The organism is Ramlibacter sp. AN1015 (genome assembly GCF_037726105.1).
GTDB lineage: Bacteria > Pseudomonadota > Gammaproteobacteria > Burkholderiales > Burkholderiaceae_C > Ramlibacter.
Genome location: NZ_JBBJUM010000004.1, coordinates 161,221 through 186,241 on the forward strand (window position 1 = coordinate 161,221; position 25,021 = coordinate 186,241).

Annotated in this window: 23 protein-coding genes; 13 read left to right on the top strand and 10 right to left on the bottom strand. The window is 69.6% G+C overall.

What is annotated here, in order from left to right:
- Nucleotides 1-185 precede the first annotated feature (185 nt).
- Together WG922_RS08370 and WG922_RS08375 are read right to left on the bottom strand one after the other, a co-directional pair.
- A complete protein-coding gene (locus WG922_RS08370) occupies nucleotides 186-431 on the bottom strand; it encodes a DUF6139 family protein (RefSeq protein WP_340282009.1) in 246 nt (81 codons plus the stop codon).
- A gap of 26 nt (nucleotides 432-457) precedes the next feature.
- Nucleotides 458-631 (bottom strand): hypothetical protein, encoded by a 174-nt coding sequence (locus WG922_RS08375; RefSeq protein WP_340282011.1) that lies wholly within the window; start codon nucleotides 629-631, stop codon nucleotides 458-460.
- 169 nt (nucleotides 632-800) lie between these two features.
- Between WG922_RS08375 and WG922_RS08380 the strand changes: the two genes are divergently transcribed.
- The 5 genes from WG922_RS08380 (at nucleotide 801) to WG922_RS08400 (ending at nucleotide 6,027) form a co-directional block, all read left to right on the top strand.
- The gene (locus WG922_RS08380; RefSeq protein WP_340282013.1) at nucleotides 801-1,718 is read left to right on the top strand and encodes a hypothetical protein; all 918 of its coding nucleotides are present in this window, start codon (nucleotides 801-803) and stop codon (nucleotides 1,716-1,718) included.
- A 108-nt stretch (nucleotides 1,719-1,826) separates the two neighbouring features.
- Nucleotides 1,827-2,810, top strand: a complete 984-nt coding sequence (locus WG922_RS08385) for a response regulator (RefSeq protein ID WP_340282015.1) — start codon at nucleotides 1,827-1,829, stop codon at nucleotides 2,808-2,810.
- 242 nt (nucleotides 2,811-3,052) lie between these two features.
- A complete protein-coding gene (locus WG922_RS08390; protein ID WP_340282017.1) occupies nucleotides 3,053-3,343 on the top strand; it encodes a hypothetical protein in 291 nt (96 codons plus the stop codon).
- Between the two features lie 30 nt (nucleotides 3,344-3,373).
- Entirely contained in the window at nucleotides 3,374-3,580 is a 207-nt protein-coding gene (locus WG922_RS08395) for a hypothetical protein (RefSeq protein ID WP_340282019.1), read from the top strand.
- 167 nt (nucleotides 3,581-3,747) lie between these two features.
- Entirely contained in the window at nucleotides 3,748-6,027 is a 2,280-nt protein-coding gene (locus WG922_RS08400; RefSeq protein WP_340282021.1) for a YgiQ family radical SAM protein, read from the top strand.
- A 159-nt stretch (nucleotides 6,028-6,186) separates the two neighbouring features.
- Here the strand turns inward: WG922_RS08400 and WG922_RS08405 are convergent, their stop codons facing one another.
- Nucleotides 6,187-7,020 carry a CoA transferase gene (locus tag WG922_RS08405; protein ID WP_340282023.1) on the bottom strand — a complete coding sequence of 278 codons (834 nt, stop codon included), beginning with the start codon at nucleotides 7,018-7,020 and terminating at the stop codon, nucleotides 6,187-6,189.
- A gap of 112 nt (nucleotides 7,021-7,132) precedes the next feature.
- Here WG922_RS08405 and WG922_RS08410 point away from each other — a divergent pair, with 112 nt between their 5' ends.
- Nucleotides 7,133-7,636 (top strand): FAD-dependent oxidoreductase, encoded by a 504-nt coding sequence (locus WG922_RS08410; protein ID WP_340282025.1) that lies wholly within the window; start codon nucleotides 7,133-7,135, stop codon nucleotides 7,634-7,636.
- Here the strand turns inward: WG922_RS08410 and pobA are convergent.
- The gene (pobA, locus tag WG922_RS08415) at nucleotides 7,615-8,787 is read right to left on the bottom strand and encodes a 4-hydroxybenzoate 3-monooxygenase (RefSeq protein ID WP_340282027.1); all 1,173 of its coding nucleotides are present in this window, start codon (nucleotides 8,785-8,787) and stop codon (nucleotides 7,615-7,617) included. The genes WG922_RS08410 and pobA overlap by 22 nt on opposite strands.
- Before the next feature lie 148 nt (nucleotides 8,788-8,935).
- On the opposite strand from pobA, the gene WG922_RS08420 reads away from it, so the two are divergent.
- Nucleotides 8,936-9,694 (top strand): IclR family transcriptional regulator domain-containing protein, encoded by a 759-nt coding sequence (locus WG922_RS08420; protein WP_340282029.1) that lies wholly within the window; start codon nucleotides 8,936-8,938, stop codon nucleotides 9,692-9,694.
- A 46-nt stretch (nucleotides 9,695-9,740) separates the two neighbouring features.
- Here the strand turns inward: WG922_RS08420 and WG922_RS08425 are convergent, their stop codons facing one another.
- A complete protein-coding gene (locus tag WG922_RS08425; protein WP_340282031.1) occupies nucleotides 9,741-10,472 on the bottom strand; it encodes a TraX family protein in 732 nt (243 codons plus the stop codon).
- A gap of 175 nt (nucleotides 10,473-10,647) precedes the next feature.
- On the opposite strand from WG922_RS08425, the gene WG922_RS08430 reads away from it, so the two are divergent.
- The 5 genes from WG922_RS08430 to WG922_RS08450 are packed head-to-tail and all read left to right on the top strand — an operon-like array spanning nucleotide 10,648 to nucleotide 15,119.
- Complete coding sequence (locus tag WG922_RS08430) at nucleotides 10,648-11,643, top strand: sulfate ABC transporter substrate-binding protein (RefSeq protein ID WP_340282033.1); 996 nt, start codon at nucleotides 10,648-10,650, stop codon at nucleotides 11,641-11,643.
- A 10-nt stretch (nucleotides 11,644-11,653) separates the two neighbouring features.
- On the top strand, nucleotides 11,654-12,538 hold the full coding sequence (gene cysT, locus WG922_RS08435; RefSeq protein ID WP_340282035.1) for a sulfate ABC transporter permease subunit CysT: 885 nt from the start codon (nucleotides 11,654-11,656) through the stop codon (nucleotides 12,536-12,538).
- Complete coding sequence (gene cysW, locus WG922_RS08440; RefSeq protein WP_340282037.1) at nucleotides 12,538-13,461, top strand: sulfate ABC transporter permease subunit CysW; 924 nt, start codon at nucleotides 12,538-12,540, stop codon at nucleotides 13,459-13,461. Before cysT ends, cysW begins: the two co-directional genes overlap by 1 nt.
- Nucleotides 13,458-14,564, top strand: a complete 1,107-nt coding sequence (locus WG922_RS08445) for a sulfate/molybdate ABC transporter ATP-binding protein (RefSeq protein WP_340282038.1) — start codon at nucleotides 13,458-13,460, stop codon at nucleotides 14,562-14,564. The genes cysW and WG922_RS08445 overlap by 4 nt, the downstream gene beginning before the upstream one ends.
- A 36-nt stretch (nucleotides 14,565-14,600) precedes the next feature.
- Nucleotides 14,601-15,119, top strand: coding sequence for a disulfide bond formation protein B (locus tag WG922_RS08450; protein ID WP_340282039.1), 519 nt, complete (start codon nucleotides 14,601-14,603; stop codon nucleotides 15,117-15,119).
- Between the two features lie 13 nt (nucleotides 15,120-15,132).
- Here the strand turns inward: WG922_RS08450 and WG922_RS08455 are convergent, their stop codons facing one another.
- From WG922_RS08455 to argA, 4 genes are all read right to left on the bottom strand, one after another.
- Nucleotides 15,133-16,467, bottom strand: a complete 1,335-nt coding sequence (locus WG922_RS08455) for an erythromycin esterase family protein (RefSeq protein ID WP_340282040.1) — start codon at nucleotides 16,465-16,467, stop codon at nucleotides 15,133-15,135.
- 45 nt (nucleotides 16,468-16,512) lie between these two features.
- On the bottom strand, nucleotides 16,513-17,181 hold the full coding sequence (locus WG922_RS08460; RefSeq protein ID WP_340282041.1) for a phosphoribosyltransferase: 669 nt from the start codon (nucleotides 17,179-17,181) through the stop codon (nucleotides 16,513-16,515).
- A gap of 43 nt (nucleotides 17,182-17,224) precedes the next feature.
- Nucleotides 17,225-17,896, bottom strand: coding sequence for a dienelactone hydrolase family protein (locus tag WG922_RS08465; protein WP_340282043.1), 672 nt, complete (start codon nucleotides 17,894-17,896; stop codon nucleotides 17,225-17,227).
- A 293-nt stretch (nucleotides 17,897-18,189) separates the two neighbouring features.
- Nucleotides 18,190-19,539: an amino-acid N-acetyltransferase gene (gene argA / locus WG922_RS08470; RefSeq protein ID WP_340282045.1), complete on the bottom strand. Its 1,350-nt coding sequence runs from the start codon at nucleotides 19,537-19,539 to the stop codon at nucleotides 18,190-18,192.
- A gap of 90 nt (nucleotides 19,540-19,629) precedes the next feature.
- Between argA and hrpA the strand changes: the two genes are divergently transcribed.
- On the top strand, nucleotides 19,630-23,556 hold the full coding sequence (gene hrpA, locus WG922_RS08475; protein ID WP_340282047.1) for an ATP-dependent RNA helicase HrpA: 3,927 nt from the start codon (nucleotides 19,630-19,632) through the stop codon (nucleotides 23,554-23,556).
- 124 nt (nucleotides 23,557-23,680) lie between these two features.
- Here hrpA and WG922_RS08480 read toward each other — a convergent pair whose 3' ends face one another.
- Complete coding sequence (locus WG922_RS08480) at nucleotides 23,681-24,499, bottom strand: hypothetical protein (protein ID WP_340282049.1); 819 nt, start codon at nucleotides 24,497-24,499, stop codon at nucleotides 23,681-23,683.
- Between the last annotated feature and the right edge of the window lie 522 nt (nucleotides 24,500-25,021).

The following is a 25,021-nucleotide window of genomic DNA, read 5'->3' on the forward strand; positions in this document are numbered from 1 at the left end:
GGCCGCGGGACGCCCGGAGCCGTGCCCGCAGGCGAAGTGCGCGAAAGCTGCCCCCCGCACGCGGCGGGAACGGCGTGCGCGCCGGCAGGCGCAGCCGCGCACCGGCCGACGCCGCTTGCTTCAACGCCGGCGGCTCAGCCCCTCACCCACGTCCGCGGCCGCCGCTTGCCTGCGATGCCGACTACTCAGTCGTTCGCCTGCAACTGGTGGTCCAGGCTGGTGATGGCGTAGCGCTTTTCGCGCAGCTGGCGGGCTGGCTCGTCGATGCCGTATTCGGTGAGGCTGGCCGCGCTCTCGTCGATCTCCACGTCGCGGGCGTGAGCCACCCATTCCGTGCTGGTCGCTTCCTGCGGTATCTCCTTGCCCGCAGGCACGATCAGGTAGGAGAGCTTGTGCTCCGGTTCGGGACGGCGGTACACATCGAGTTTCATCAGGTTCTCCAGTGGCGCACGGGGAGTCAGCTGCCGCCCTGGCGCGGCCGCTTGCCAGGGTTCTTCTTGCTGCGGGTCGCGCTGCCACGCTCGCGGCTGACCGTCTGGCCGCTGCCGTGGCGCGGCACGTTCCGGCCTGCAGCCGGTCGAGGCTTCGGGGTAGCACGGCGGTCTGCTTCGGTCACGATCTGATTGCCCATGGCGCTCCTCTTGCGGTTGATACGAAGACCATTGAGCCACAGGTGGTGGGTGTGCGGTGCATCAGCCTGTGTGCGCGGCAAGCGTGTTTGAACGCGGCTGTGTCCGACACCGTCGGGCCGAGGCAGGCGCCTAGTCTGGACGCTCCAGGGACCAAGACAGGAGACTGCCGTGCAGAACATCGTTGCGACTTTCGACGACCCCCGGGCCGCCCGCCAGGCGATCGAGCGGCTGGAGCAGGCCGGTGTCGCCAGAGACCGTATCCGTTTCGACCCCAGCGGCAGCAGTGAATTTCTCGACCATGCGGGGCCCTCGCAGCCGAGGCCCGGCGACCCCGACTACCAGCCCCGGGGCGTGCTGGAGTCGATCGGCGGCTTCTTTGCGAACCTGGTCGAGAGCCACACGGACGAGTCGGGCATCTACTCGGAAGCGCTGCGGCGCGGCACCAGCCTGCTGCTGGTCCAGGCGGAGTCCTCCGACGCCGAGCGGCTCATCGGCATCCTGCGGGGCTGCGGGGCGATCGGGCTGGAAGACCGCGTGAGCCAGTGGCGCACACAGGGATGGCAGTCGGTGTCGTCGGCGCAAGGCGGTGCTGCGCCTTCCGTCGGCATTCCGCCGTCCAGCGCCGGCACCCATGCGGCGTCGCCGACCGGCACCGCGCAGGCGTCGCCCCCGGCGCGCGCCGGGTCCCGCCAGGGGGCGGCGACCATGCGCTCAGGGCCGGTCGGCACGCACAGCCTCACCGGCGGTGGCGCCGCCGTGGGCATGCCGTTGCGCGGCGGCACGGAAGTCGGCGGCGCAGGCGCGTTCCCGGACGGCGCCGACATGGCCGACACCGGAGCCGATCCGACGCTGCCATCTGCCCGCCGTTCCGCGCTGCCGCAGGGGGCAGGCTCGCGGCAGGGCACCGCAGAGGCGCTCGGCGCGGCCGATGCGCCCGACGCGCGGGCCAGGGAGCGCGCGCTCGCCGCCGACGAGGCGCGCAAGTCGGGGGACGGCGGACGCCCGGCCGCTGGTGAGGCGGGGGCGGACACGGCGGCGGGATTCGACCGCGTCGAGCCCAGGCGCGATCCGGGCGGCAATCGCTGAACTGCAACGCCTGCGCCTGCGCTCGGGTATTTCCCTGCGCAGGGCGCTGGAATTGAGGTATGTTCCGGCCGGCGCATCCCGACGAGCGGATGCGTTTCCGCACAGCCCATGGTCCTCGATGTTCCGCCGTCTGCCGCACCGCTGCCCCGCATCCTCGTGGTGGACGACTCTCCCGACAGCCTCTGGCTGATGAGCCAGCTGCTGGAGGGGCGCTACCACGTCCTGCAGGCCGCCTCCGGGCAGGAAGCCCTCTGCCTCGCCGCCACCGAGCCGGCCCCCGACCTGCTGCTGCTGGACATCGTCATGCCCGACATGGACGGCTACGAAGTGCTGCGCCGGCTGCGCCAGCAACCGCGCACCGCCAGCATCCCCGTCGCCTTCATGACCTCCCTGAGCGAACGCGAGCAGGTGGTTCTGGGCCGCGAACTCGGGGCCGTGGACTACCTCACCAAACCGGTCGATGTTCGCGAGGTGATCGCGCGGGTGGAGGCCCACGTGAGCCAGCGCCAGCATGCGCGGCGCATGGAGGTGCTCGGCGAGCGGCTGGCGCGGCACCTGTCGCCCGGCCAGTGGGAGGACCTCTTCCACGGCGCACGCGCACCGTCCATCCGCTTTGCGCACCAGCCGCTGATGCTGCTGCTCGTGCAATCTGCGGCCCTGAACGGCTCGACTTCCGAACGCGAGGCATTCCGTGGCGAGTTGGCCCTGCTGGCCCTGCAGTTCGGCGGCGAGCTCGACCGCTTCGAGCGCGAATCCACCGTACTCCTGTTCGACGAGCCCGCTTCGGCGCTGAAGGCGCTGCGCGCGATGCAGCAGCGTCATGACCCTCGCGGGCTGCGGCTCGCGCTGCACGACATGCAGGCCGAGGTGGCGCGCTTCGAAGGTCCCGGCGGGCTCGAACGCACGCTGGTGGGCGGCGAAGCCGAGCGGGTGCGCCAGGCCGCCGAAGAGGCTCGCGGGGGCGTGGTCGCCATCTCGCCGGCCGCGTATGCCGCGCTGCGCGACGAACTTGCGCAATCGCACCCCGGCGAAGTCTTCACCGCGCGCTACACCGGGCCCGCCATCGATTCGGGAAAGTTGTCCGCGATGTAGCCCGGTGCGACAGGCCGCTGCCCGCTCCTGTGCGGCGGTCTCATGGTGCCGCCGGGTCCTGTCCGCCTTCCTCGTCCTCGGCTGTCATTTCCCGGGCAGTGCTGCGACACCGATGCTGGTGGATCCCGGTGCACCGGGGCGCCGCCATGGGCCGGACAGTGCCTACAGTCCGACGGCTTCGCTGCCGGCGCGCGGCCCCGCGGTGCCGGCCTACGCTGCCTGGATTCACGGAGATCTTTCCCATGAGCCAGACCAGCATCGGCCCCGGACCAGGGCGGGGCAGCAACGAGAACCGCGACACCGACCCCGGCGCCAAGACCTTCGGCGAGAACGCCGCCCCGCAAAAGCCCGCTGCGGGAGCCGACGACGTTCTTGAGCAGGCCGCTCCCGATGTCCCCGCCGGCGTTCCGGGGGCGCGCCCGCGCCCGGGAGTGCAAGACGGCGCCAAGGCCTACCCCGACGGCCCGAACGTGGAGAACAGCCCCTGGGAGCTCGACGCTGCGCGCGGCAACCCGCCGGAGCGGGGCCGTTGAGCGCCGGACAGCCGCCACCCTGCACGAGGAATGACGGACGCGGACCTTGACCGCAGCTACGGTGCATTGCGCGAGGCGCTTCAGGAGCTCCCGCCGAGCCGGGCCGAGCTGTTCCTGTCGATGCTGTGCCTGGCGCTGATGGCGCGCTTCCCATCGGCCGAAGACGTGCTTCCGCTGCTCGCCCATGTGCGGGCCCAGTGCGATGGCGAAGGAGGCGACCTCAGCGACGCGGCATGAGCCGCTCGGATACGGCTTTGGTCGCCGTCGATAGCCGTCTGTGGTGGGGCAGCCGACGCGCGCAGCTGCGCACGGAAGCGACGTGACCCTGCCCCTGCCGAAGGGAGGGGCAGGGTCGGAACTTTAGAATGCGTGGCCGGTCTGCCCAGGCCGTCCCCCCGCACTCCATGAACGCCCCCCTCGACGTCTCCCTCTTCGCACGCGCGGCCAAGCCGATCACCAGCTATCGGCGCTACTGGGCCGCCCGCTTCGGCACGGCGCCTTTCCTGCCCACCAGCCGTGCGGAGATGGAGCAGCTCGGCTGGGACAGCTGCGACGTCATCGTGGTGACTGGCGACGCCTATGTGGATCACCCCAGCTTCGGCATGGCGGTGATCGGCCGCGTGCTGGAGGCGCAGGGCTTTCGGGTCGGCATCATCGCGCAGCCCGACTGGCACAGCGCCGATCCGTTCAAGGCGCTCGGCAGGCCGAACCTGTTCTTCGGGGTCACCGCCGGCAACATGGATTCGATGATCAACCGGTACACCGCCGACCGGAAGATCCGCAGCGACGACGCCTACACGCCCGGCGACGTCGGTGGCAAGCGTCCCGACCGCGCATCCCTCGTCTATTCGCAGCGCTGCCGCGAGGCCTTTCCCGACGCCCCGATCGTCATGGGCGGGATCGAAGGCAGCCTGCGCCGCATCGCGCACTACGACTACTGGCAGGACAAGGTGCGGCGCTCGATCCTGGTCGATGCCAAGTGCGACCTGCTGCTGTATGGCAACGCCGAGCGCGCGATCGTCGAGATCGCGCACCGCCTCGCAGCCAAGGAGCCCATCGCGAACATCACCGACGTGCGCGGCACTGCGTTCATCCGCCGCAGCACGCCCGAGGGCTGGCTGGAGATCGACTCGACTTCCGTCGATCAGCCTGGCCGCGTGGAAGACCACGTCAACCCCTACATGACCATTGCCGACCAGGCGAAGTCGCAGGGTGAGTCGTGTGCGCGGGAAGAGGGCGGCGAAGCTTCGGTCAGCGCCGACGCGCCAGCCGGCCAGGTGCTGCAGTTCGTACCCAATCCACGCCTGCGGCTGAATCGCGACCGCACCGTGATCCGCCTGCCGGCATTCGAGCAGGTGAAATCCGACCCGGTGCTCTATGCGCACGCCAACCGCGTGCTGCACCTGGAGACCAACCCCGGCAACGCCCGCGCGCTGGTGCAGGCGCACGGCGATCGCGACGTCTGGGTCAATCCGCCGCCGATTCCCCTGACCACCGCCGAGATGGACCACGTCTTCGGCCTGCCGTACGCGCGCAGCCCGCACCCGCGCTACGCCGACGAGACGGGCAGCCACGAAGGCGCCACCAAGATTCCCGCCTGGGAGATGATCCGCTTCAGCGTGAACATCATGAGAGGCTGCTTCGGCGGCTGCACCTTCTGCTCGATCACCGAGCACGAGGGCCGCATCATTCAAAGCCGCAGCGAGGATTCGGTGATCCGCGAGATCGAGGAGATCCGCGACAAGATCCCGGCCTTCACCGGCGTGATCTCCGACCTGGGCGGCCCCACAGCCAACATGTACCGCATCGGCTGCAAGAGCCCCGAGATCGAGGCGGCATGCCGCAAGCCCAGCTGCGTGTACCCCGGCATCTGCAGCAATCTCAACACCGACCACGGTCCGCTTATCAAGATGTACCGGCGCGCGCGCGCGCTCAAGGGCGTCAAGAAGATCCTGATCGGCTCCGGGCTGCGCTACGACCTTGCAGTGCAGTCGCCCGAGTACGTGAAGGAGCTGGTGCAGCATCACGTAGGCGGCTACCTCAAGATCGCGCCCGAGCACACCGAGTCCGGCCCGCTGTCGAAGATGATGAAGCCGGGCATCGGCAGCTACGACCGCTTCAAGCAGATGTTCGAGAAGTACTCGGCCGAGGCGGGCAAGAAGCAGTACCTCATTCCGTACTTCATCGCCGCCCACCCGGGCACCAGCGACGAGGACATGATGAACCTGGCGCTCTGGCTCAAGCGCAACGGCTTCCGCGCCGACCAGGTGCAGACTTTCTACCCCAGCCCCATGGCCACCGCCACGGCCATGTACCACTCGGGCCGCAACACGCTGCGCAAGCTGCGGCGCGAGCCCACGCCCGAGGACAGCGTCGATGTGGTGCGCGGCGAGCGGCGCCGGCGCCTGCACAAGGCCTTCCTGCGCTACCACGACCCGAACAACTGGCCGCTGCTGCGCGAGGCGCTCAAGGCGATGGGTCGCGCCGACCTGATCGGCAATGGCAAGCACCACCTGATCCCGACGTTCCAGCCCGCGACCGACGGGGGCTATCAGAGCGCGCGGCGCAAGAACTCGACGCCTTCTGCGGCCGCGCCGGCGAAGGGACGCCTGCTGACGCAGCACACCGGACTGCCGCCGCGGGTCACGGGGTCGGCCACGAAGCCAGTGCGCAAAGGCCGCTGAAGGATTGGGCGGAGTGCGCGCGCGGCGGCGCAGGCATGCTGCCCTAGCCGCACGGCAGCCGTTCCGGCCAGGCGTACGCAGCGGAATGCCGCAAAGCGGGCCGTCGGCGTTCGACGGATCCACCGCGTCTGCACAAGCGGCCGGATCGCAGCCGTGCCATCAAGCCATCGTGTGCAGCGGCAGGTCGTGCTGCCGCGCGAGCGCGTCGAGCTCTGCGCGCGTCCTCGCGGCGAAGTAGGCGGCCAGCGGCTCGACTGCCAGCTGGCCGAGGCCGACCGCCGCAGCCAGGGCGCGGGCGAAGTGCGGCTCGAGCGCCGCGACGGCGATTCGCCCATCGCGGCAGGCATAGACGCGATAGCCGGGATTCGCGCCTCCCACCGCCCCGTCCGGAAGGGTCAGGCCCCAGTGCCGGGGCAGCGCCAGGAACGCAGCGGCTTCGGCGAGGGGCACCTCGAGGTAGCGCCCGCGTTCGCGCAGAAGCGCTGCCTGGAGCACCGCCTCGGCGGCCATCAGCGCCCCCGCCATGTCGGCGTGGAGCGTCGTGGGCAGCTCGGTCCCGGTGACGAGGCCATGCTCCGCCTGATAGGTGAGGTCGTGGCCCGGCGCCTCGGCCGAAGCACCCGCGCCGCCGACGATGGCCACCTGCGACAGCCGGGGGTAGCGCGCGGTCAGGTCGGGCCAGGCCAGGCCGAGGCGCGCGAGTGCGGACGGGCGAAACGAGGTGAGCAACACGGTCGCGCGGGCAATTTCGGCATGCAGCACCGCTTGCCCGACCGGATCCTTCAGGTCGGTCGTGATCACGAATACGCCCTCGTGCAACGCGTCATACGCCGTCGGTTCGTAGCGCCGCATCGGATCGCCCGCAGGTGGCTCGATCTTGATGCACTCGGCACCCATGCGGCGGCAGCGCATCAGGGCGGCGGGACCGGGGAGGTTCAGGGCGAGGCTGAGGATGCGGACACCGGCAAGCGGCTGAGGGGACGGGGGTTGCATCCGGCAAGGCTATCAAAGCCGGTCGGCCTGACAGCATCCCGGACTTGAGTACGAAGGTGCTATTGCTTGGCATCGCGGGCACCCCGAACCCCCGACACCATCGAAGTGGGTCATGCAGGCGGCGGCGCGAACGGCGGCACGGATCGGGTATCTCTTCGCGCGAGAGCGCGGCGCGGCGTCCGTACGCATCTACGCGCGCTCGCTACGCGCGCGTGCCGAGCTGGTCGCGCGCGTGCCGCGCAGCCACGTCCATGTGGGGAGCTACCGCGTCGCCGAAGCGCGAGTGGTCGATGACCAATCGTTCGATCAGATCCTGGTGCTGTACGGGTACGAGCCGCATGCCTCTGCGCTGCTGGGCCTGCCGTTGGCGCTGCGCCCAGGCGGATTCGTCCAGACCGACGAACAGGCGCGCACCAGTCTGCCCGGTGTCTACGCGATCGGCGAGCTGGCCGAGCGTGCGCATCCATGCTGCGTGACCGCCATGGCCGATGGCGTCGTGGCGGCGAAGTCGATCCAGCACGGACTGGAGCCGTCCATGTTCGACCGTTCGATGCAGGCGCAGTGCGACGCAGCGGGTGAAGCCGGAGGGGGCATCTACAGCGGCAGCCCGACGTAGTTCTCGGCGAGCGAGCCCGAGGCCGCCTTCGAGCTCACCAGGTATTCGAGCTCGGCCTCCTGCACCTTCTGCCCGAATCCTTCGGTGTCGGGGAAGCGATGCATCAGCGTGGTCAACCACCAGGAGAAGCGCTCCGCCTTCCAGATGCGCTTGAGGCAACGCGCCGAATAGCCGTCGATGCCCGCGCTGCTGCGTTCGGCGTAGTACTCGATGAAGGCGCTGGAGAGGTACTTCACGTCGGTGGCTGCGAGGTTCAGGCCCTTGGCGCCGGTGGGCGGCACGATGTGGCCGGCGTCGCCGGCAAGGAACAGGCGCCCGAAGCGCAGCGGCTCGGCGACGAAGCTGCGCAGCGGCGCGATGCTTTTCTCGATGCTGGGGCCGGTGACGATGCGGCTGGCGAGATCCTTGTCGAGGCGCAGGCGCAGCTCGTCCCAGAAGCGCTCGTCGCTCCAGTCTTCCACGCGGTCGGTCAGCGGCACCTGCACGTAGTAGCGCGAACGGGTCATGCTGCGCATCGAGCACAGCGAAAAACCGCGCTCGCTGTTGCCGTACACGATGGCGTGCGGCGACACGGGCGGTGTGTCGGACAGCACGCCCAGCCAGCCGAAGGGGTAGACCTTCTCGTACTCGGTGACGCGGTCCTTGACGCTGGCGCGGCTCACGCCGTGGAAGCCATCACAGCCCGCGATGAAGTCGCATTCGAGCACCTGCGTGCGCCCGTCCTTGCGGAACTCCAGCCGCGGCCGTTCGCCGTCGAAGTCGAGCGGCTGCACGTCGGCCGCCTCGTAGATCGTGGTGAGGCCGGAGGCGGCGCGCGCGTCCATCAGGTCGCGCGTGAGCTCGGTCTGTCCGTAGGCGGTGACCACCTTGCCGCCGGTGAGCCCGTGCACGTCGATGGGGTGGCGCTCGCCCGAGAACACCAGTTCGATGCTGTGGTGCGGAATGCCTTCGGCACCGATGCGCTCGCCCACGCCGGCCTCGTGCATCAGATCGACGGTGACCTGCTCGAGGATGCCGGCGCGGATGCGGCTCAGCACATAGTCGCCGCTCTGGCGCTCGAGAATGACGTTGTCGATGCCGGCCTTGTGCAGCAGCTGACCGAGCAGCAGGCCCGACGGGCCCGCGCCGATGATGGCGACCTGGGTACGCATGGATGTTGTCTCCTGAATCGGGCGAGCTTAGGACGCATGCGCCTGCGACGGGTCGGTCGGACAGACCGGCTGTGCGATCATCGCGCGAGCTGCGCGATGATCGCGCAGCATTGCCGCAGGAGCCCTACGCGGCCCTGCAGGAGCACGCATGGAAATAGCGAAGGCCGACATCATCGAGGGCATGGCGCGCGGGCTCGCCGTGCTGGAGAGCTTCGACACCGAACGCCAGCGCCTGAACGCCACCCTTGCCGCCCAGCGCGCCGGCATCACGCGCGCCGCGGCCCGGCGCCACCTGCTGACGCTGGCGCACCTCGGCTACCTCGAGACCGACGGCAGCCACTTCTGGCTCACTCCCAAGGTGCTGCGCTTTTCGGGCAGCTACTTCGCTTCCGCGCGGCTGCCGCGCCTGCTGCAACCCACGCTGAACCGGCTCGCCTCGCTCACGGCCGACTCGTTCTCGGCCGCCGTGCTGGACGGCGACGAAGTGGTCATCGTGGCGCGCAGCGGGCCGTCACGGGTGATGGCCTACGGGGTGCACCTGGGCGCGCGGCTGCCGGCGCATGCCACGTCCACCGGCCGCGTACTGCTGGCTGCGCAGCCCAAGACGGCGTTCACCGCCTGGCTGCGCGGACGCGAACTGCCGCGCCTGACCCTGCACACGGTCGTCGAACAGAAGGCCTTCCGTGCGCTGATCGACCAGGTGCGGCGGCAGGATTTCTGTGCCGCGAGCGAAGAGCACGAGCTCGGGGTGCACGCCGTGGCCGTGCCCCTGCGCGACATGCGCGGCCGCACCGTGGCCGCCATGAACGCCGTGGCGGGCAGCCACCGCAGCGACAAGGCAGCGCTTGCGAGGGACATGCTGCCGCTGCTGCTCGATGCGGCACGCGAGCTGCGCCCGATGCTGTGACGAGGGGAGAGCACGGAGGTGGGCGCCGGCCGCCGGCACCCGCCCCTCAGCGGACCACGCCCTGCAGCGCGCCGATCAACGCGAGGTGCAGCGGGTACACCACGTAGAAGGTGAGCTTCGTGCGGGGCAGCAATATGGGAAGCGTGCGCACCAGCGCCGCCAGCGGAACGACGGCCACGGTCCCCAGGAACGCCTCCACACCTCCGAAAGCGCCGTTCAGCCAGGCAATCATCAGCAACAGCAGCACGGCAACCAGGGCGGCGCCGGCAGAGCGCTGCGCGGCGGCGAGGTACGTTGCCGGCACCAGCAGCACCCCGGCGAGCCCGAACTCCACGAAGTGCGCCGCGAGCGCGGCAGCCACGGCCGCGCCGAGGCGCTGCCACGGCGGTGCCTGGGCGGCGGCGAAAGCCCAGCACAGCGCTGCGCCGAGGGCGAGCGTGCCGAGCACGTTGACCATCCAGGGCAGTCCGCGGGCCCAGATGGAGGGGCCGACCGCCACCGCGCACCAGAGCGCCAGGCGCCCCGCGGTGCGTGCGGCACGACCGGCCCGGTCGCCCTCGCGCGCCAGGTTCAGCGCCAGCACGACCGCGAAGAGCGGAAAGGCGATCCGGCTGGCTGCGAAGACCCAGCTGTCGGTGCCGAAGCCCAGCAGCAGCCGCCCGAAGTGGTCGAGGAACATGAACCCGACGCCCAGCCATTTCAGCGCCTCCAGCTGGCCGTCGGTGAAGGCCCAGGGCGCGGGTGAGGGCGCCTGGCCCAGGTCGTGGGTCGGCAGCATGGCCCAGCATAGTTCGTCGGGCGCCCGAGCTGCAGGGCCGCTTATGCAGGCTTCCGATAAACAAACAACGAAGTGTTCGTTGGTCTTTCATAACCAGAGAACCACAATCGCTGCTCTCGTTATGCATCCAAGGTAGATGGACCGTTCGGTCCGACGCCAACACCAGACCAAGACCATGAAGCTTCGCACCAAGACCTTCCTTGCTGCCCTGGCGCTCGCCACCAGCGGCCTCGCATCGGCCCAGCAGTCCCTGTTGAACGCGTCCTACGACGTGGCGCGCGAGTTCTACAAGGACATCAACGCGGCCTTCGTGCCCCACTACAAGAAGGCTACCGGCAAGGACGTCAAGATCGATCAGGCCCACGGCGGCTCCTCGGCCCAGGCCCGCGCCGTGGCCGACGGACTGGACGCCGACGTGGTGACCATGAACACCACGACCGATATCGAATTCCTCGCCGACAAGGGCGTGGTCGCCAAGGACTGGGCCAAGCGCTTTCCGCACAACGCGGCGCCGACCACCAGCACCATGCTGTTCCTCACCCGCGACGGCAACCCCAAGGGCATCAAGGACTGGGACGACCTGACCAAGCCGGACGTGAAGGTGATCGTGGTCAATCCCAAGACCGGCGGCAACGGCCGCTACGCCTATCTCGCCGCCTGGGGCTACGCCAAGAAGAAGGGCGCAAGCGACGCACAGGCCGCCGAGTTCGTCGGCAAGCTGTACAAGAACGTGCCGGTCCTCGCCCGCGGTGGACGCGATGCGACCACGGCCTTCCTGCAGCGCAACATCGGCGACGTGCTGGTCACCTTCGAGTCCGAAGTCGAGTCGGTCAACCGCGAGTTCGGCAAGGGCAAGGTCGATGTCGTGTATCCGTCCATCAGCATCGTGGCCGAAAACCCGGTAGCGGTGGTCGAGCGTACCGTGGCCAAGAAGGGGACCGGCGAGCTGGCGCGTGACTACCTCAATTTCCTCTATTCCGAGCAGGGCCAGGAGATCGCCGCCAAGCACAACATCCGCCCGCGCAGCGAGGCGGTGCTCAAGAAGCACGCCGACACCTTCAAGCCGATCCAGCTGTTCACGGTGCAGGAGCTGTTCGGCTCGCTGTCCGAGGCGCAGAAGGTCCACTTCAACGACGGCGGCCAGTTCGACAAGATCTACACCGTCAAGTAAGCCGCCTGCGATGACCGACTCCGCCGTCGTCGCGCCGTTGCCCGCAGCGACGGCGCTGTCCTCCCGGCCCGGTGGCACGCGCCGCGTGCTGCCCGGGTTCAACCTCACGCTGGGCTACACCGTGCTGTACCTCAGCCTCATCGTGCTGATTCCGCTGTCGGCGCTGCTGCTCAAGAGCTTCACGCTCACCTGGGAGCAGTTCGTCGCAGCCGTCAGCTCGCCACGGGTGCTCGCTGCCTACCGCCTCACCTTCGGCGCGTCCTTCGTCGCCGCGGTGGTGAACGTGGTGTTCGGCCTGCTGGTGGCCTGGGTGCTGGTGCGCTACACCTTCCCCGGCAAACGCATCGTCGATGCCCTGGTCGATCTGCCCTTCGCCCTGCCGACGGCCGTCGCCGGCATCGCGCTCACGGCGCTTCTGGCCGGCAACGGCTGGATCGGCCAGGTCCTGGAGCCGCTCGGCATCCAGCTTGCGTTCAACCGCAACGGTGTGGTGATCGCGCTGATCTTCATCGGCCTGCCTTTCGTGGTGCGCACGGTGCAGCCGGTGCTCGAGGACACCGAGCGCGAACTGGAAGAGGCCGCCATGTCGCTGGGGGCCACGCGATGGCAGACCTTCAGCCGCGTCATCCTGCCGGCGGTGCTGCCGGCGCTCATGACGGGCTTCGCCATGGCGTTCGCGCGGGCCATCGGCGAATACGGATCGGTCATCTTCATCGCGGGCAACATGCCCATGGTTTCCGAGATCGTGCCCCTCATCATCATCGGCAAGCTCGAGCAGTACGACGTCGCCGGCGCCACTGCCGTGGCCGTGGTGATGCTGCTCGCGTCCTTCGCCATGCTGCTGGTCATCAACTCGCTGCAGGCCTGGCAGCGCAAACGCTCGGGAGGCGGCTGATGTCAGGCCAGCAACACCGCATCAGCACCACCGAAGCGCCGTGGGTCCGCTGGACCCTCACCGGCATCGCGCTGGCCTTCCTGCTGCTGTTCCTCGTGCTGCCGCTCGCCGCGGTGTTCGCCGAGGCGCTGCGCAAGGGCTTCGGCGCCTACCTGGAGGGCTTGCGCGAGCCGGACGCCTGGTCCGCCATCCGTCTCACGCTGATCACGGCCGCCATCGCCGTGCCGCTGAACCTCGTGTTCGGCGTCGCGGCCGCCTGGTGCATCGCCAAGTACGAGTTCCGGGGCAAGGCCTTCCTCACGACCCTGGTCGATCTGCCGTTCTCGGTTTCGCCCGTGGTCGCGGGCCTGATGTACGTCCTGGTGTTCGGGGCGCAGGGCTGGCTGGGTCCCTGGCTCGAGGCCCAGGGCATCAAGATCGTCTTCGCCGTGCCCGGCATCGTGCTGGCCACCATTTTCGTGACCTTCCCTTTCATCGCGCGCGAGCTGATTCCGCTGATGCAGGCGCAGGGCAACGAGGAGGAGCAGGCGGCGATCGTGCTCGGCGCGACCGGCTGGCAGACCTTCTGGCGCGTGACCGTGCCCAACATCAAGTGGGGCCTGCTGTATGGGGTGATCCTGTGCAACGCCCGCGCCATGGGCGAGTTCGGCGCCGTGTCGGTCGTCTCCGGCCACATCCGGGGGCAGACCAACACCATGCCGCTGCACGTCGAGATCCTCTACAACGAGTACCAGTCCGTCGCGGCGTTCGCCGTCGCATCCCTGCTGGCACTGCTGGCGGTGGTCACCCTGGTCATCAAGACCGTCGCCGAGTGGAAACACGAGCGCGACATGCGTGTCGCCGCCGAACTCCCGCCCGAGCAGCCGCCCGCGGCAGCCCGCGTCGCCGGCCCCCAGAACTTTTCGCGAGCCCTCCCGTCATGAGCATCGAGATCCGCAACATCAGCAAACGCTTCGGCGACTTCAAGGCCCTGCGCGACGTGTCGCTGCACGTCGATTCGGGCGAGCTGGTCGCCCTGCTCGGTCCTTCCGGCTGCGGCAAGACCACGCTGCTGCGCATCATCGCGGGCCTCGAGTCGGCCGACGCCGGCAGCATCTTCTTCAGCGGCGAGGACACCACCGACGTGCATGTCCGCGAGCGCAACGTCGGGTTCGTGTTCCAGCACTACGCGCTGTTCCGGCACATGACCGTGTTCGAAAACGTCGCCTTCGGCCTGCGCGTGCGGCCCCGGTCGCAGCGCCCGAGCGAAGCCCAGATCAAGGCCAAGGTGCACGAGCTGCTCGGGCTGGTGCAGCTCGACTGGCTGGCCGACCGCTTCCCGGCGCAACTCTCCGGCGGGCAGCGCCAGCGCATCGCGCTGGCCCGTGCGCTGGCGGTGGAGCCGCGCGTGCTGCTGCTCGACGAGCCCTTCGGCGCCCTCGACGCCAAGGTGCGCAAGGAGCTGCGTCGTTGGCTGCGCCGCCTGCACGACGAGCTGCACGTGACCAGCATCTTCGTCACGCACGACCAGGAGGAAGCGCTCGAAGTCGCCGACCGCGTGGTCCTGATGAACGCAGGCGCCGTCGAGCAGGTCGGATCGCCGCAGGAGGTCTGGGACCACCCCGCCAGCCCCTTCGTCTACGGCTTCCTCGGAGACGTCAACATGTTCCACGGCCGCGCCCACCGCGGCGAGGTGCATCTCGAAGGCCTGCGTTTTCCGGCGCCCGAACACGCGCACGCCGACGGCGCCAAAGCCATGGCCTACGTGCGGCCGCACGACCTCGACGTGCGCCGCTACGCGCCCGGCGGCGCGACGGCGGGGGAGGGCGGCGGCATCGTGGTGCAGCTGGAGCGCGCCATCGTCGTCGGGCCCATCGCGCGGCTCGAACTCATGCCCGTCGGCGACGCGCAGACCCAGGACGGACAGGACCCGCTGATCGAGGCGCAGATTCCTGCGCAACAATTCAGGGATGCCGGATTCCGTGAGGGCGAGACGCTGGTCGTCACGCCCCGCCGGGCCCGGGTGTTCGTGGAGGGCGCTGCCTGAGGGGGTGCGCCCGTCATCCTTCAGGAGCGTGACGCAGTGATTTTCAACGTGATGCAGGCGGCCCCGCGGCGGGTGCTGGCGCTGGTGTGTGCGACGGCTGTGGGCCTGCTGGTGTTCGGGCTGTATCTGCAGCATGTGGTGGGCCTGGAGCCCTGTCCCATGTGCATCGTGCAGCGGTATGCGCTGGTGGCGGTGGCCCTGGTCGCCGGGCTCACCGCCTTTTCGCGCGCTCGCGCTGGGCAGGTCGCCGGCAGCGCGCTGGGTCTGCTCGCCGCCGGCTTCGGTGCCTTCACTGCGGCGCGCCAGAGCTGGCTGCAGTGGTATCCGCCCGAGGTCTCGTCGTGCGGGCGCGACTTCTACGGAATGATCGAGACCTTCCCGCTGCGCCGCGCCATCCCCATGATCTTCCGCGGCAGCGGCGACTGCACCGCGATCGACTGGACCTTCCTGGGAGGATCGATCGCCAACTGGTCGTTCCTGTGGTTCGTGTTCTTCGCGCTGGTGTTCCTGCTGGTGTTGGCCGGCGCCCTGCGCCGCCGCACTCCGGCGCGATAGACCCGCAGTTTCGCTACAGCCCCGACGGGTAGGTTTCCGGCGAGCGGTCGTCCGGCGGCACTTGGCCGCTGTCGTCCAGCGGCTGCACCGCCTCGGTACGGTCGATGTGGATCATGGCGTCGAACTGGTCGGGCAGGCGTGAATCGAAATAGTGGCTCAGGCGCTCGGTGCGGGGCATGTAGATGACCCCGATCGCCCGCTGCAGGCGCGGGCCTTGCAGCAGCTGCCGCAGCGGCGCGTTTCCACGCAGGGGCAGCCAGAATCGCTCCTCGCCTGTCTGGTGGAACAGCTCCTCGTAGCTCCCCGGCAGGCCGTCGCGCACCCGCTTGCGCTCCATCGGAGCATCCCAGGCCGAAGCCGCCGCCACCGTGCCGTTGTATGTGGAAAACCCCACCAGCATGGCCTCGCTGCCCCAGTGCTCGCGCGCGAGCTGCCCGACGTTCCATTCGCCGCGCTCGGCCATCTCGGTGGCGCTGGCATCGCCCAGGTGGGAGTTGTGGGCCCACACCACCATCTTCAGGGGCGGGCCGGCGTCGGCCAGGTGCCGCTCCAGCGCCTGGAGGGTTTCCATCATGTGCTGGTCGCGCAGGTTCCACGAGGACACACCGCGGTGGAACATGCTGCGGTAGTACTTCTCGGCGTTGCGCACCAGGCGGGCGTTCTGCTGGGCGTAGAAAGCCTGATCGCGTTCCGTGCCAGGGTGGCTGCCGAAACCGGCGGCACGGCGGTTGAGGTCGCGCAGCTGCTCGATCACTTCTTCTTCGCAGTGCGGCTGCAGGCCGGCGCTGGCGGCGTAGCCGTAGGCCTGGCTGTCTTCACCGTAGTGGTCGAAGCAGGCATAGCGGGCGCGGGCGCGCCGGGCGGCATCGGGGTCGTTGCGGTCCAGGTACTTCAGCACCGCCTCGATCGAGCCGTAGAGGCTGTACATGTCCATGCCGTAGAAGCCCGCCTGCTGCCGCTTCGGCTGTCCGTCGTTGTGCGTGCGCAGCCACTGCACGAAGTCTCGCACCACCGTGTTGCGCCACATCCAGGTCGGGAAGCGCCGGAAGCCGTCCAGCGCGAGGTCGGCGCTCGGGTCGTCGCCGAGGCCGCGCACATAGGTGTTGAGCCGCCATGCGTCGGGCCAGTCCGCCTCGGCGATGACGGCGGTGTAGCCGCGCTCGGCGATCAGGCGCCGGGTGAGGTGGGCCCGCAGCGCATAGAACTCGTGCGTTCCGTGGCTCGCTTCGCCGAGCAGCACGATGCGCCCCTGGGCGATGAAGTCCAGGAGTTCATCCTCGGCCCGGGCGTTCGACAGGGGCTTCAGGTGATCGCGCAGCGCGCTGCCCTGCAAGACGTCGGTCTGCATCCGTTCGGCTCTCCCGTGCGTGAGGTGCCTGCAGTCGTGGCGCGCTCAGTGGGCCATCAGGTCGGCGTGCCGGGCCTGCAGCAGCAGTGCCTGCACCTCCTCGTCGCCGCACTGCGGGAAGCTGCGATACCAGATGCCGACCGCGCTGAAAGGTTCGGGCTGCGCGCCGACCACCAGCAGGTCCACCAGCGGCCGCAGCCGGGCGCTGGCCGCAGCCGAGCCCACCGGCACCGCCACCGCCACTTCGCACGGGTTCTGCGCCCGCACGGCGCGCACCGCTGCTTCCATGGTCGCGCCCGTGGCGAGTCCGTCATCGACCAGCAACACCGTGCGCCCGTGCAATGCCAGCGGCGGCAGCCCGGGGCGGAACGCCTGCTCGCGCCGGCGCAGCTCTTCGCTTTCGCGCTCGACTACCGCGTGCAGGTCCGCCGGGCGCGCCAGCCGTGCCGGCACGCGGTCCATCACCTGCACGCCTCCGGAAGCGATGGCGCCGACGGCGTACTCGGGATGGCTCGGCAGCCCGATCTTGCGCACCACGAACACGTCCAGAGGCGCGTGCAGCGCCCGCGCGATCTCGAACGCCACGGGGACGCCGCCGCGCGGCAGCCCGAGCACCAGCAGGTCGGGCCTCTCGCGCAGGCAATCCAGCTCGGCCGCCAGCAACTCGCCGGCTTGCTTGCGGTCCCGCAGGGGCAGGCGGGCATCGAGACTCATCGGCGTCTCCGGATGCGGGTGAGGCCGCACACGCTGCCCGGGCTCATGCGAACGCCTCCACGGCGCTCAGGTGGAACTCGAACCAGGCCGCCGCCATCTCGCCGGCATGCGCGAGCACGCCGTGCTCCTCGAGCAGCGGACCGCCCCCCGGTACGACGGCCAGGCTGCGTTCGCCGCGCAGGTGCTGATAGGCCGAGTCGTTGCGCGCGAGGTTCTCCGTGTCGCGGCTGCCCACCAGCAGCAGCGTCGGCGCCTTGATCGCGGTCAGCACCGCGGGGCCGGCCGCGTCGGGGCGTCCGCCCACCGACACCACGGCCTGCACCACGCCCCCCAGGCGTGCCGCGGCGATCATCGCCGCGACGCCGCCATCGGCGACGCCGCACAGGCCGAGCGCCGCGCGCTTGAGGCTCGCATCGCCGCCGACCCACTGGACGACCTCCAGCAGGCGGTGGGTCAGCAGGGCCGGGTCGCCCGCGTGACGGCTTGCGCGTGCCGTGGACTGCTGCTCGTGCGCCGTGAGGAGATCGACGGCGAGCGAAGCGATGCCTGCGCGATGCAGCTGCGTCGCCACCGTGCGGTCGTCCACGCTGTGGCGGCCCGTGCCGCGGCCGTTGACGAACACGACAAGAGCATGGGAACCGTCCGGCAGGAACAGGTCGCCCTGCAGCGTGCCGGCATCGATGGGGATGCGTACCTCGCGGGTCGGGACCGTCATGGGAGCCACCTTTCTCGCGGCATGGTGGCCATGGGCGCAGGGCTTGGCTGTCGGAGTGAATCCTGAGCGCTGTAGGACACGCCCGGGTGCACGAAAAGCGCACACGCGGGCTGGCCGGAAGGGGCCGATGACCCGGCTGCCTGCCCGGCGCGTGCGACGCATGCGCCAGGCCCAGCACGGCGATCAGCTCGAGCCGCGGCGCAGCAGAAGATCACCCGCGTGACCTGCGGTCGCGTGGTCGCGCGCGGTCGATGCGACGCCCGCCGCATCGTGCGGCGTGCGGGGCGCCGCAATCAGGCGAGCTTCTTCACCAGCACGAGGCTGCGGCGGTCCCAGTTGTACTTGCGCTTGCGCGCTTCGGGCAGCCAGTCGGGATCGACCTGCACGAAGCCGCGCTTGACGAACCAGTGCTTGGTGCGGGTGGTCAGCACGAAGATGCTGTCCAGGCCCATGGCCCGCGCGCGCTGCTCGACCCGCTTGAGGACCTTTTCGCCGTCGCCCTGGCCCTGGCTCTGCGGCGACACGGTGAGCGCCGCCATCTCGCCGGTACGCGCCTCGGGATAGGGGTAGAGCGCAGCGCAGGCGAAGATCACGCCGTCGTGCTCGATGATGGTGTAGTTGGCGACGTCCCGCTCGATCTCGGTGCGGCTGCGCTTGACCAGCGTGCCGTCGCGCTCGAACGGCTCGATCAGCTGCAGGATGCCGCCCACGTCGTCGGGCGTGGCCTCGCGCAACTCCTCGAGCTTCTCGTCGATGACCATGGTGCCGATGCCGTCGTGCACGTAGATCTCGAGCAGCAGCGAGCCATCGACGGCAAAGGGCAGGATATGGCTGCGCTCCACGCCTTCCTTGCAGGCCTTCACGCAGTGCTGCAGATAGAAGCCGACGTCGGTGGGCCGCTGCGGTGAGGGCAGCTGCGCCAGGATCTGTTCGGCCGTGGCCAGGGGCAGCTCGGTATCGATCGGGTTGTCCTCGGCGTCGGGTTCACCAGGACGCGTGCGGATACCCGGCACCTCGGTCAGGAAGAGCAGCTTGTCCGCCTGAAGCGCGATGGCCACGCTGGTGGCGACTTCCTCCATGGTGAGGTTGAACGCCTCGCCGGTGGGCGAGAAGCCGAAGGGCGAGATGAGCACCATGGAGCCGAAATCGAGCGTGCGGGCGATGCCCGCCACGTCCACCTTGCGCACCACGCCCGAATGCTGGAAATCGACGCCGTCCACCACGCCCACCGGCCGCGCGGTGATGAAGTTGCCCGAGATCACGCGCACGGTGGAGCCGGCCATGGGCGTGTTGGGCAGCCCCTGGCTGAAGGCCGCCTCGATCTCGTAGCGCAGCTGGCCGGCCGCTTCCTGGGCGCAGTCGAGGGCCAGTTCGTCGGTGATGCGGATGCCGTGCGAGTAGCGCGCCGGATGGTTCTTCAGGCGCAGCTGCTCGTTGACCTGAGGCCGAAACCCGTGCACGAGCACGATCTTCACGCCCATGCTCTGGATCAGGGCCAGGTCCTGCGCGATGTGCTGCAGCTTGCCGGCGGCGATCGCTTCGCCCGCGAGCCCCACCACGAAGGTCTTGCCCCGGTGCATGTGGATGTACGGCGCCACCGAGCGGAACCAGGGCACGAAAGTGAAGTTGAAAACGGTGGACATCGGCGCGGGGTGGACTGGACGGGAAAGTGTACGGCAGCGTCAGGCGCGCGCCGGCGCATCCGATAATCGAGGGCTTTGACCCGCGCCGCCTTGCCAGAACTTCGCATCAGCTTTCCCGAATCGCTGCCCGTATCCGCCCGGCGCGACGAGATCGCCGCCGCCATGGCGGCGCACCAGGTGGTCATCGTCTGCGGCGAGACAGGCTCGGGCAAGACCACCCAGCTGCCCAAGATCGCCCTGGCCATGGGGCGCGGACGCCTGAACGCCCGACCGGGCGAGCGCGGCCGGCTGATCGGCCACACCCAGCCGCGGCGCATCGCGGCCAGCAGCGTGGCCAAGCGCATCGCCGAGGAACTGCAGACGCCGCTGGGCGAGGTCGTCGGCTACAAGGTGCGCTTCCAGGACCGGCTCTCGCGCGAGGCCTCGGTCAAGCTCATGACCGACGGCATCCTGCTCGCCGAGACACAGACCGATCCGCTGCTGGCGGCGTACGACACGCTGATCATCGACGAGGCGCACGAGCGCAGCCTCAACATCGACTTCCTGCTGGGGTATCTACGCCAGCTCCTGCCGCGCCGCCCCGACCTGAAGATCGTGGTGACCTCGGCCACCATCGACGCCGAACGCTTCGCGCAGCACTTCGCCTCGGCCCAGGGGCCGGCGCCGGTCATCTACGTGTCCGGTCGCACTTTTCCCGTGGAGCAGCGCTGGCGGCCGTTCGAGGAGTCGCGCGACTTCGGCCTGAACGAAGCCATCGCCGAGGCCGTGGACGAGCTGTGGCAGGGCACATCGCAGCCTGCGCGAGCCGACGCCGCCAGTTCGGCGGCCGGCGAAGGCGAGGCGCCGCGCGCGAGCCGGACGCCGCCAGCTGGCGGCGACATCCTGGTCTTCCTGCCCGGCGAGCGCGAGATCCGCGAGGCCGCCGACCACCTGCGCGGCCACCTCGCGCACAGCCCGCTCACGCGCGGCGCCGAGGTGCTGCCGCTGTTCGCTCGGCTGTCGCAGGCCGAGCAGGAGCGCATTTTCGAGTCGCACCACGGCCGGCGCATCGTGCTCGCCACGAACGTCGCCGAGACCTCGCTCACCGTACCGGGCATACGCTACGTCATCGACAGCGGCACGGCGCGCGTCAAGCGCTACAGCTTTCGCAGCAAGGTGGAGCAGTTGCTGGTCGAGCCGATCAGCCAGGCCGCCGCCAACCAGCGTGCGGGACGCTGTGGCCGCGTCGCCAACGGCATCTGCATCCGCCTCTACGACGAGAAGGACTTCGCCAGCCGGCCGCGTTTTTCCGATTCCGAGATCCTGCGATCGTCCCTCGCGGGCGTGATCCTGCGCATGAAGGCGCTGCGCCTCGGCGCGGTGGAGGATTTTCCGTTCCTGGAGGCGCCACAGCGGCGCGCCATCACCGACGGCTACCAGCTGCTCGGCGAACTCGGCGCCGTGGACGACGCCAACGAGCTCACGCCCATGGGCGGTGAGCTGGCCAGGCTGCCGCTCGATCCGCGCGTGGGCCGCATGATCCTGGAGGCGCGCGAACGCGGCGCCTTGCAGGAAGTGCTGGTGGTCGCCTCGGCGCTGTCGGTGCAGGACGTGCGCGACCGGCCAATGGAGCTGCAGGCGCAGGCCGACCAGCAGCACGCCAAGTTCAAGGACGAGAAGAGCGAATTCAGCGGATACCTCACGCTGTGGCACTGGATCCACGAGGCCCGCGGCGGCCACGGCGCCGCGCACAAGCTGAGCAACCGCCAGTACGAGCAGCTGCTGCGCCAGAACTTCATCAACGTGCGGCGGGTGCGCGAGTGGCGCGACATCCACAGCCAGCTGCTCACGGTGGTCACCGAGCACAAGTGGCGCCTGAACACCGAACCCGCCGGCTACGAGGCGCTGCACAAGTCGATGCTCGCGGGCCTGCTCGGCAACATCGGCTGGAAGATGGAGGAGGAGGAAGTCTTTCTCGGTGCGCGCGGCATCAAGTTCCACCGCCACCCGGGGGCGCATCTCAAGAAACGCCCCGGCCGCTGGATCGTCTGCGCCGAACTGGTGGAGACCACGCGCCTGTTCGGGCGCGGCATCGCGGCCATCGAGCCCCAGTGGATCGAGCAGGTCGCCGGACACCTGCTGAAGAAGCAGCTGCTCGATCCGCACTGGGAGAAAAAGGGCGCCGAGGTGATCGCGCTGGAACGCGCCACGCTCTACGGCCTGGTGGTGTACAGCGGCCGGCGCGTACCGTATGCGCGCGCCGACCAGCAGGGCGCACGCGAGATGTTCATCCGCGAGGCGCTGGTGGAGGGGCAGTGGGACACGCAGCTTCCCTTCCTTGCGGCCAACCGCAAGCTGGTGCGGCAGGTCGAGGAGCTCGAACACAAGTCGCGCCGCCAGGACGTGCTCGTCGATCCCGAGCTGATCTTCGCCTTCTACGACCAGCAGATCCCGCCGGACGTCTACAGCGGCTCCACCTTCGAGGGCTGGTACCGCAACGAGAGCCGCAAGCATCCGCAGCTGCTCAAGCTCACGCGCGAGGAGCTGATGCGTCACGAGGCCGCCGGCATCACCACCGACGCCTTCCCGCGCACCGTCCGCCTGGGCGGGGTGGACTGCACCACCGCGTTCCTGCACGAGCCGGGCGATGCGCGCGACGGGCTCACCGTGACGGTGCCGCTGTTCGTGCTGAACCAGGTGAGCGAGGAGCGTTGCGAGTGGCTGGTGCCGGGCATGCTCAAGGACAAGATCCAGGCGCTGCTCAAGAGCCTGCCGCAAAAGCCCCGCTCACGCTTCGTGCCGCTGCCCGAATCGGCGGCGCGGCTGGCCGGCGAGCTGACCAGCCCCGAGGTGTTCGGCCAGGGCAGACTTACCGAGGCGCTCCTCAAGCGCGTGCGGGACGCCACCAGCCTCGACGTCAAGCGCACCGATTTCAAGCTCGACATGGTGCCGGCGCACCTGTTCATGAACATCCGGGTGACCGACGAGCACGGCCGGCAGCTGGGCATGGGGCGCAACCTCGGCGCTCTCAAGGCCGAGTTCGGGGCCAAGGCGCGCGGGGCGTTCCAGGCGCTCGCGAGCCTCAAGGCTCCGGCCGCTGCGCCCACCCGCGACGCCATTGCCGTGCCGGCGCCTTCGCTGGCCCGAAGCGCATCGCAGCTTGCTGCGGCCGGCCCGGCGCCGGACGCGGCCCAGCGGCACACCGCCTGGGATTTCGGCGAACTGCCCGAGCTCATGGAAATTCGCAAGGGCGGCACCAGCCTGATCGGCTTTCCGGCGCTGATGGACCAGGGCGATGCCGTGCGCATCGAGGTCTTCGACGAGCCGGAGGTCGCGGCCGCCCGCCACCGCGCCGGCCTGCGCCGCCTCTTCGCGCTGCAGATTCGCGACGCGTTGAAGTACCTGGAAAAGAACATTCCCGAGCTGCAGAAGATGGCTGTCGCATTCATGCCGCTCGGAACGCTCGAGGAGCTACGCGGCCAGATCATCGATGTGGCGCTCGAGCGGGCCTTCCTGCTCGATCCGCTGCCCGCGGACGCGGAGGCCTTCAAGCGACGGCTCGACGAAGGGCGAGGGCGACTGACCCTGATCGCCAACGAAGTGGCGCGCCTGGCAGCGACCATCCTCACCGAGTACGCGGCGGCGCTACGCAAGATCAAGGACACCAAGCAGGCGGCCGAAGCCTCGCAGGACGCCTCGCTGCAGCTGCAGCGCCTCATGCCCCAGCGTTTCCTGGCAGAGACGCCCTGGGCGGCCCTGCAGCACCTGCCCCGCTACCTCAGGGCCATCGTGCTGCGTCTGGACAAGGTGCGCGCCGACCCCGCGCGCGATGCCGCCCGACTGGCCGAATTCAAGCCGCAGGAGCAGCGCTACTGGCGGCTGGTGGCCGAGCGCAAGGGCGCGGTGGACACCCGCATGCAGGAGTTCCGATGGCTGCTGGAGGAACTGCGCGTGAGCTTGTTCGCGCAGGAGTTGCGTACGCCGCAGCCGGTGAGCGCCAAGCGCCTGGACAAGGTGTGGGCGCAGCTGACGCACTGAAGGCCGGAAGCTCGAAGCGCGGCCGGCGGCGCGCTTCGTCACATGCGCTGCGCAGCATCGACAGCGCACGCCGAGCGTCTGGAGCAGGGGCAGCGCGCCGCAGAAGCGGCGGCGCAGGGCTGCCTCACGCCAGGTCGTAGTGGATGTTGCCCGCCTGCTCGGGGGTCAGGTCTTCGAACGTGTCGATCTCACCGTCCAGGCTGACGAACACGGCGGATGTCGCCATGACGAAGGGCTCGATGTCGAGCACGATCGCCGTGGCGATGGCGGTCTCGGTGTGCTGGCTCAGGAGCTGCTCGAGCGCGCCCTGGCGTGCTTGCGGCGTCTCCTTCTGGGGCGGCAGGTCGTGGTCGGCACAGAAGGCGGCGAAGTCCTGATGTTCCAGCTTGGACAGCAGTGCCCGCCGCATGCCTTCGACGCCGTAACCCAGGCGCACGGTGACGGCGGCAGCCCCCACGGTGTCCCGGAAGACCCCGATGGCCGCCTGCAGAGACGTCGCGAGCTCGGGATCGGCGCCGCAAACCTGCGCGAGCCCGACGCAGCCCGGCGCATGGCACACCAGCATCAGGGAGTCGGCGAAGCCCAGCGAGAAAGCGCCCGCCACGCGGTCGGCGGCAGTGACCATCACCAGGCCCTGGCCCTGCTCGGCCATCAGTGCGTGCGCACCGTCCAGCGCATCGACGCAGATGCGCTGACCATGGTCCGACCCGTCGTCGCCGGAGTAGTCGCCGAAGCCGTCGGCCACGTCCAGCTGCGTCGCGCCTGCGAAGGCCTTGGGCTGGCGCTTGCTGTCGAACCCGACGTGGAATCCTATGTCGGAGCCGGCGTCGCTTGCGACTTCGGCATCGCTGACGGCGCGGCCGGCCGGCGAGTCGAACTCGACGCTTCGCGACGCTTCCGGCTCCGGGAGAACGGCGCCGGCAACCGGCAGCGGGTCGCTCATGCGTGGACGGGCCGGGAAGCGAGTCGACCAGTCGTCGTCGAACGCTGGTGCGGCTGCCTCCCAGGCGGTTTCCCAGGTGGACTGCGACCTACGCTTGGAAGCGAATTCCGCAGCCGCCGGTAGGGCGCCGTGTGCCAAGGTCCCAGCGGATCGCCGGCGCCCGTGTGGTCCGGATGCGTCGTCGCGTCCCCGGTGAAGCGCATCGAGGTCTGGCAGCGTCGCCACGCGGTCTTGCAGCCGCCGCGCAGACATCGCGTCCGCAGGCGCCTGCAAGGGTGAGGGCGGGGCGGAGAAAAATCGTGCAAAGGATGGGCTGGGCGGGCTCGACGAGCTCAGGGCGCTCGGCGCGCTTGCGCGAGCCGCAAGGTTCGAAAGTACCAATAGCCGCAGCGCGGTGGGCGCGGCGAGTTCCGCGTAGGCCTCTTCTGGCGAAGGCGGCGGAGCGGGCGGTATGGTGACGGCAGCGGTGCCGGGCGGCGAGATGCGTCCGATGGGCGACATGAATGCGCTTTCTTGTGAAAA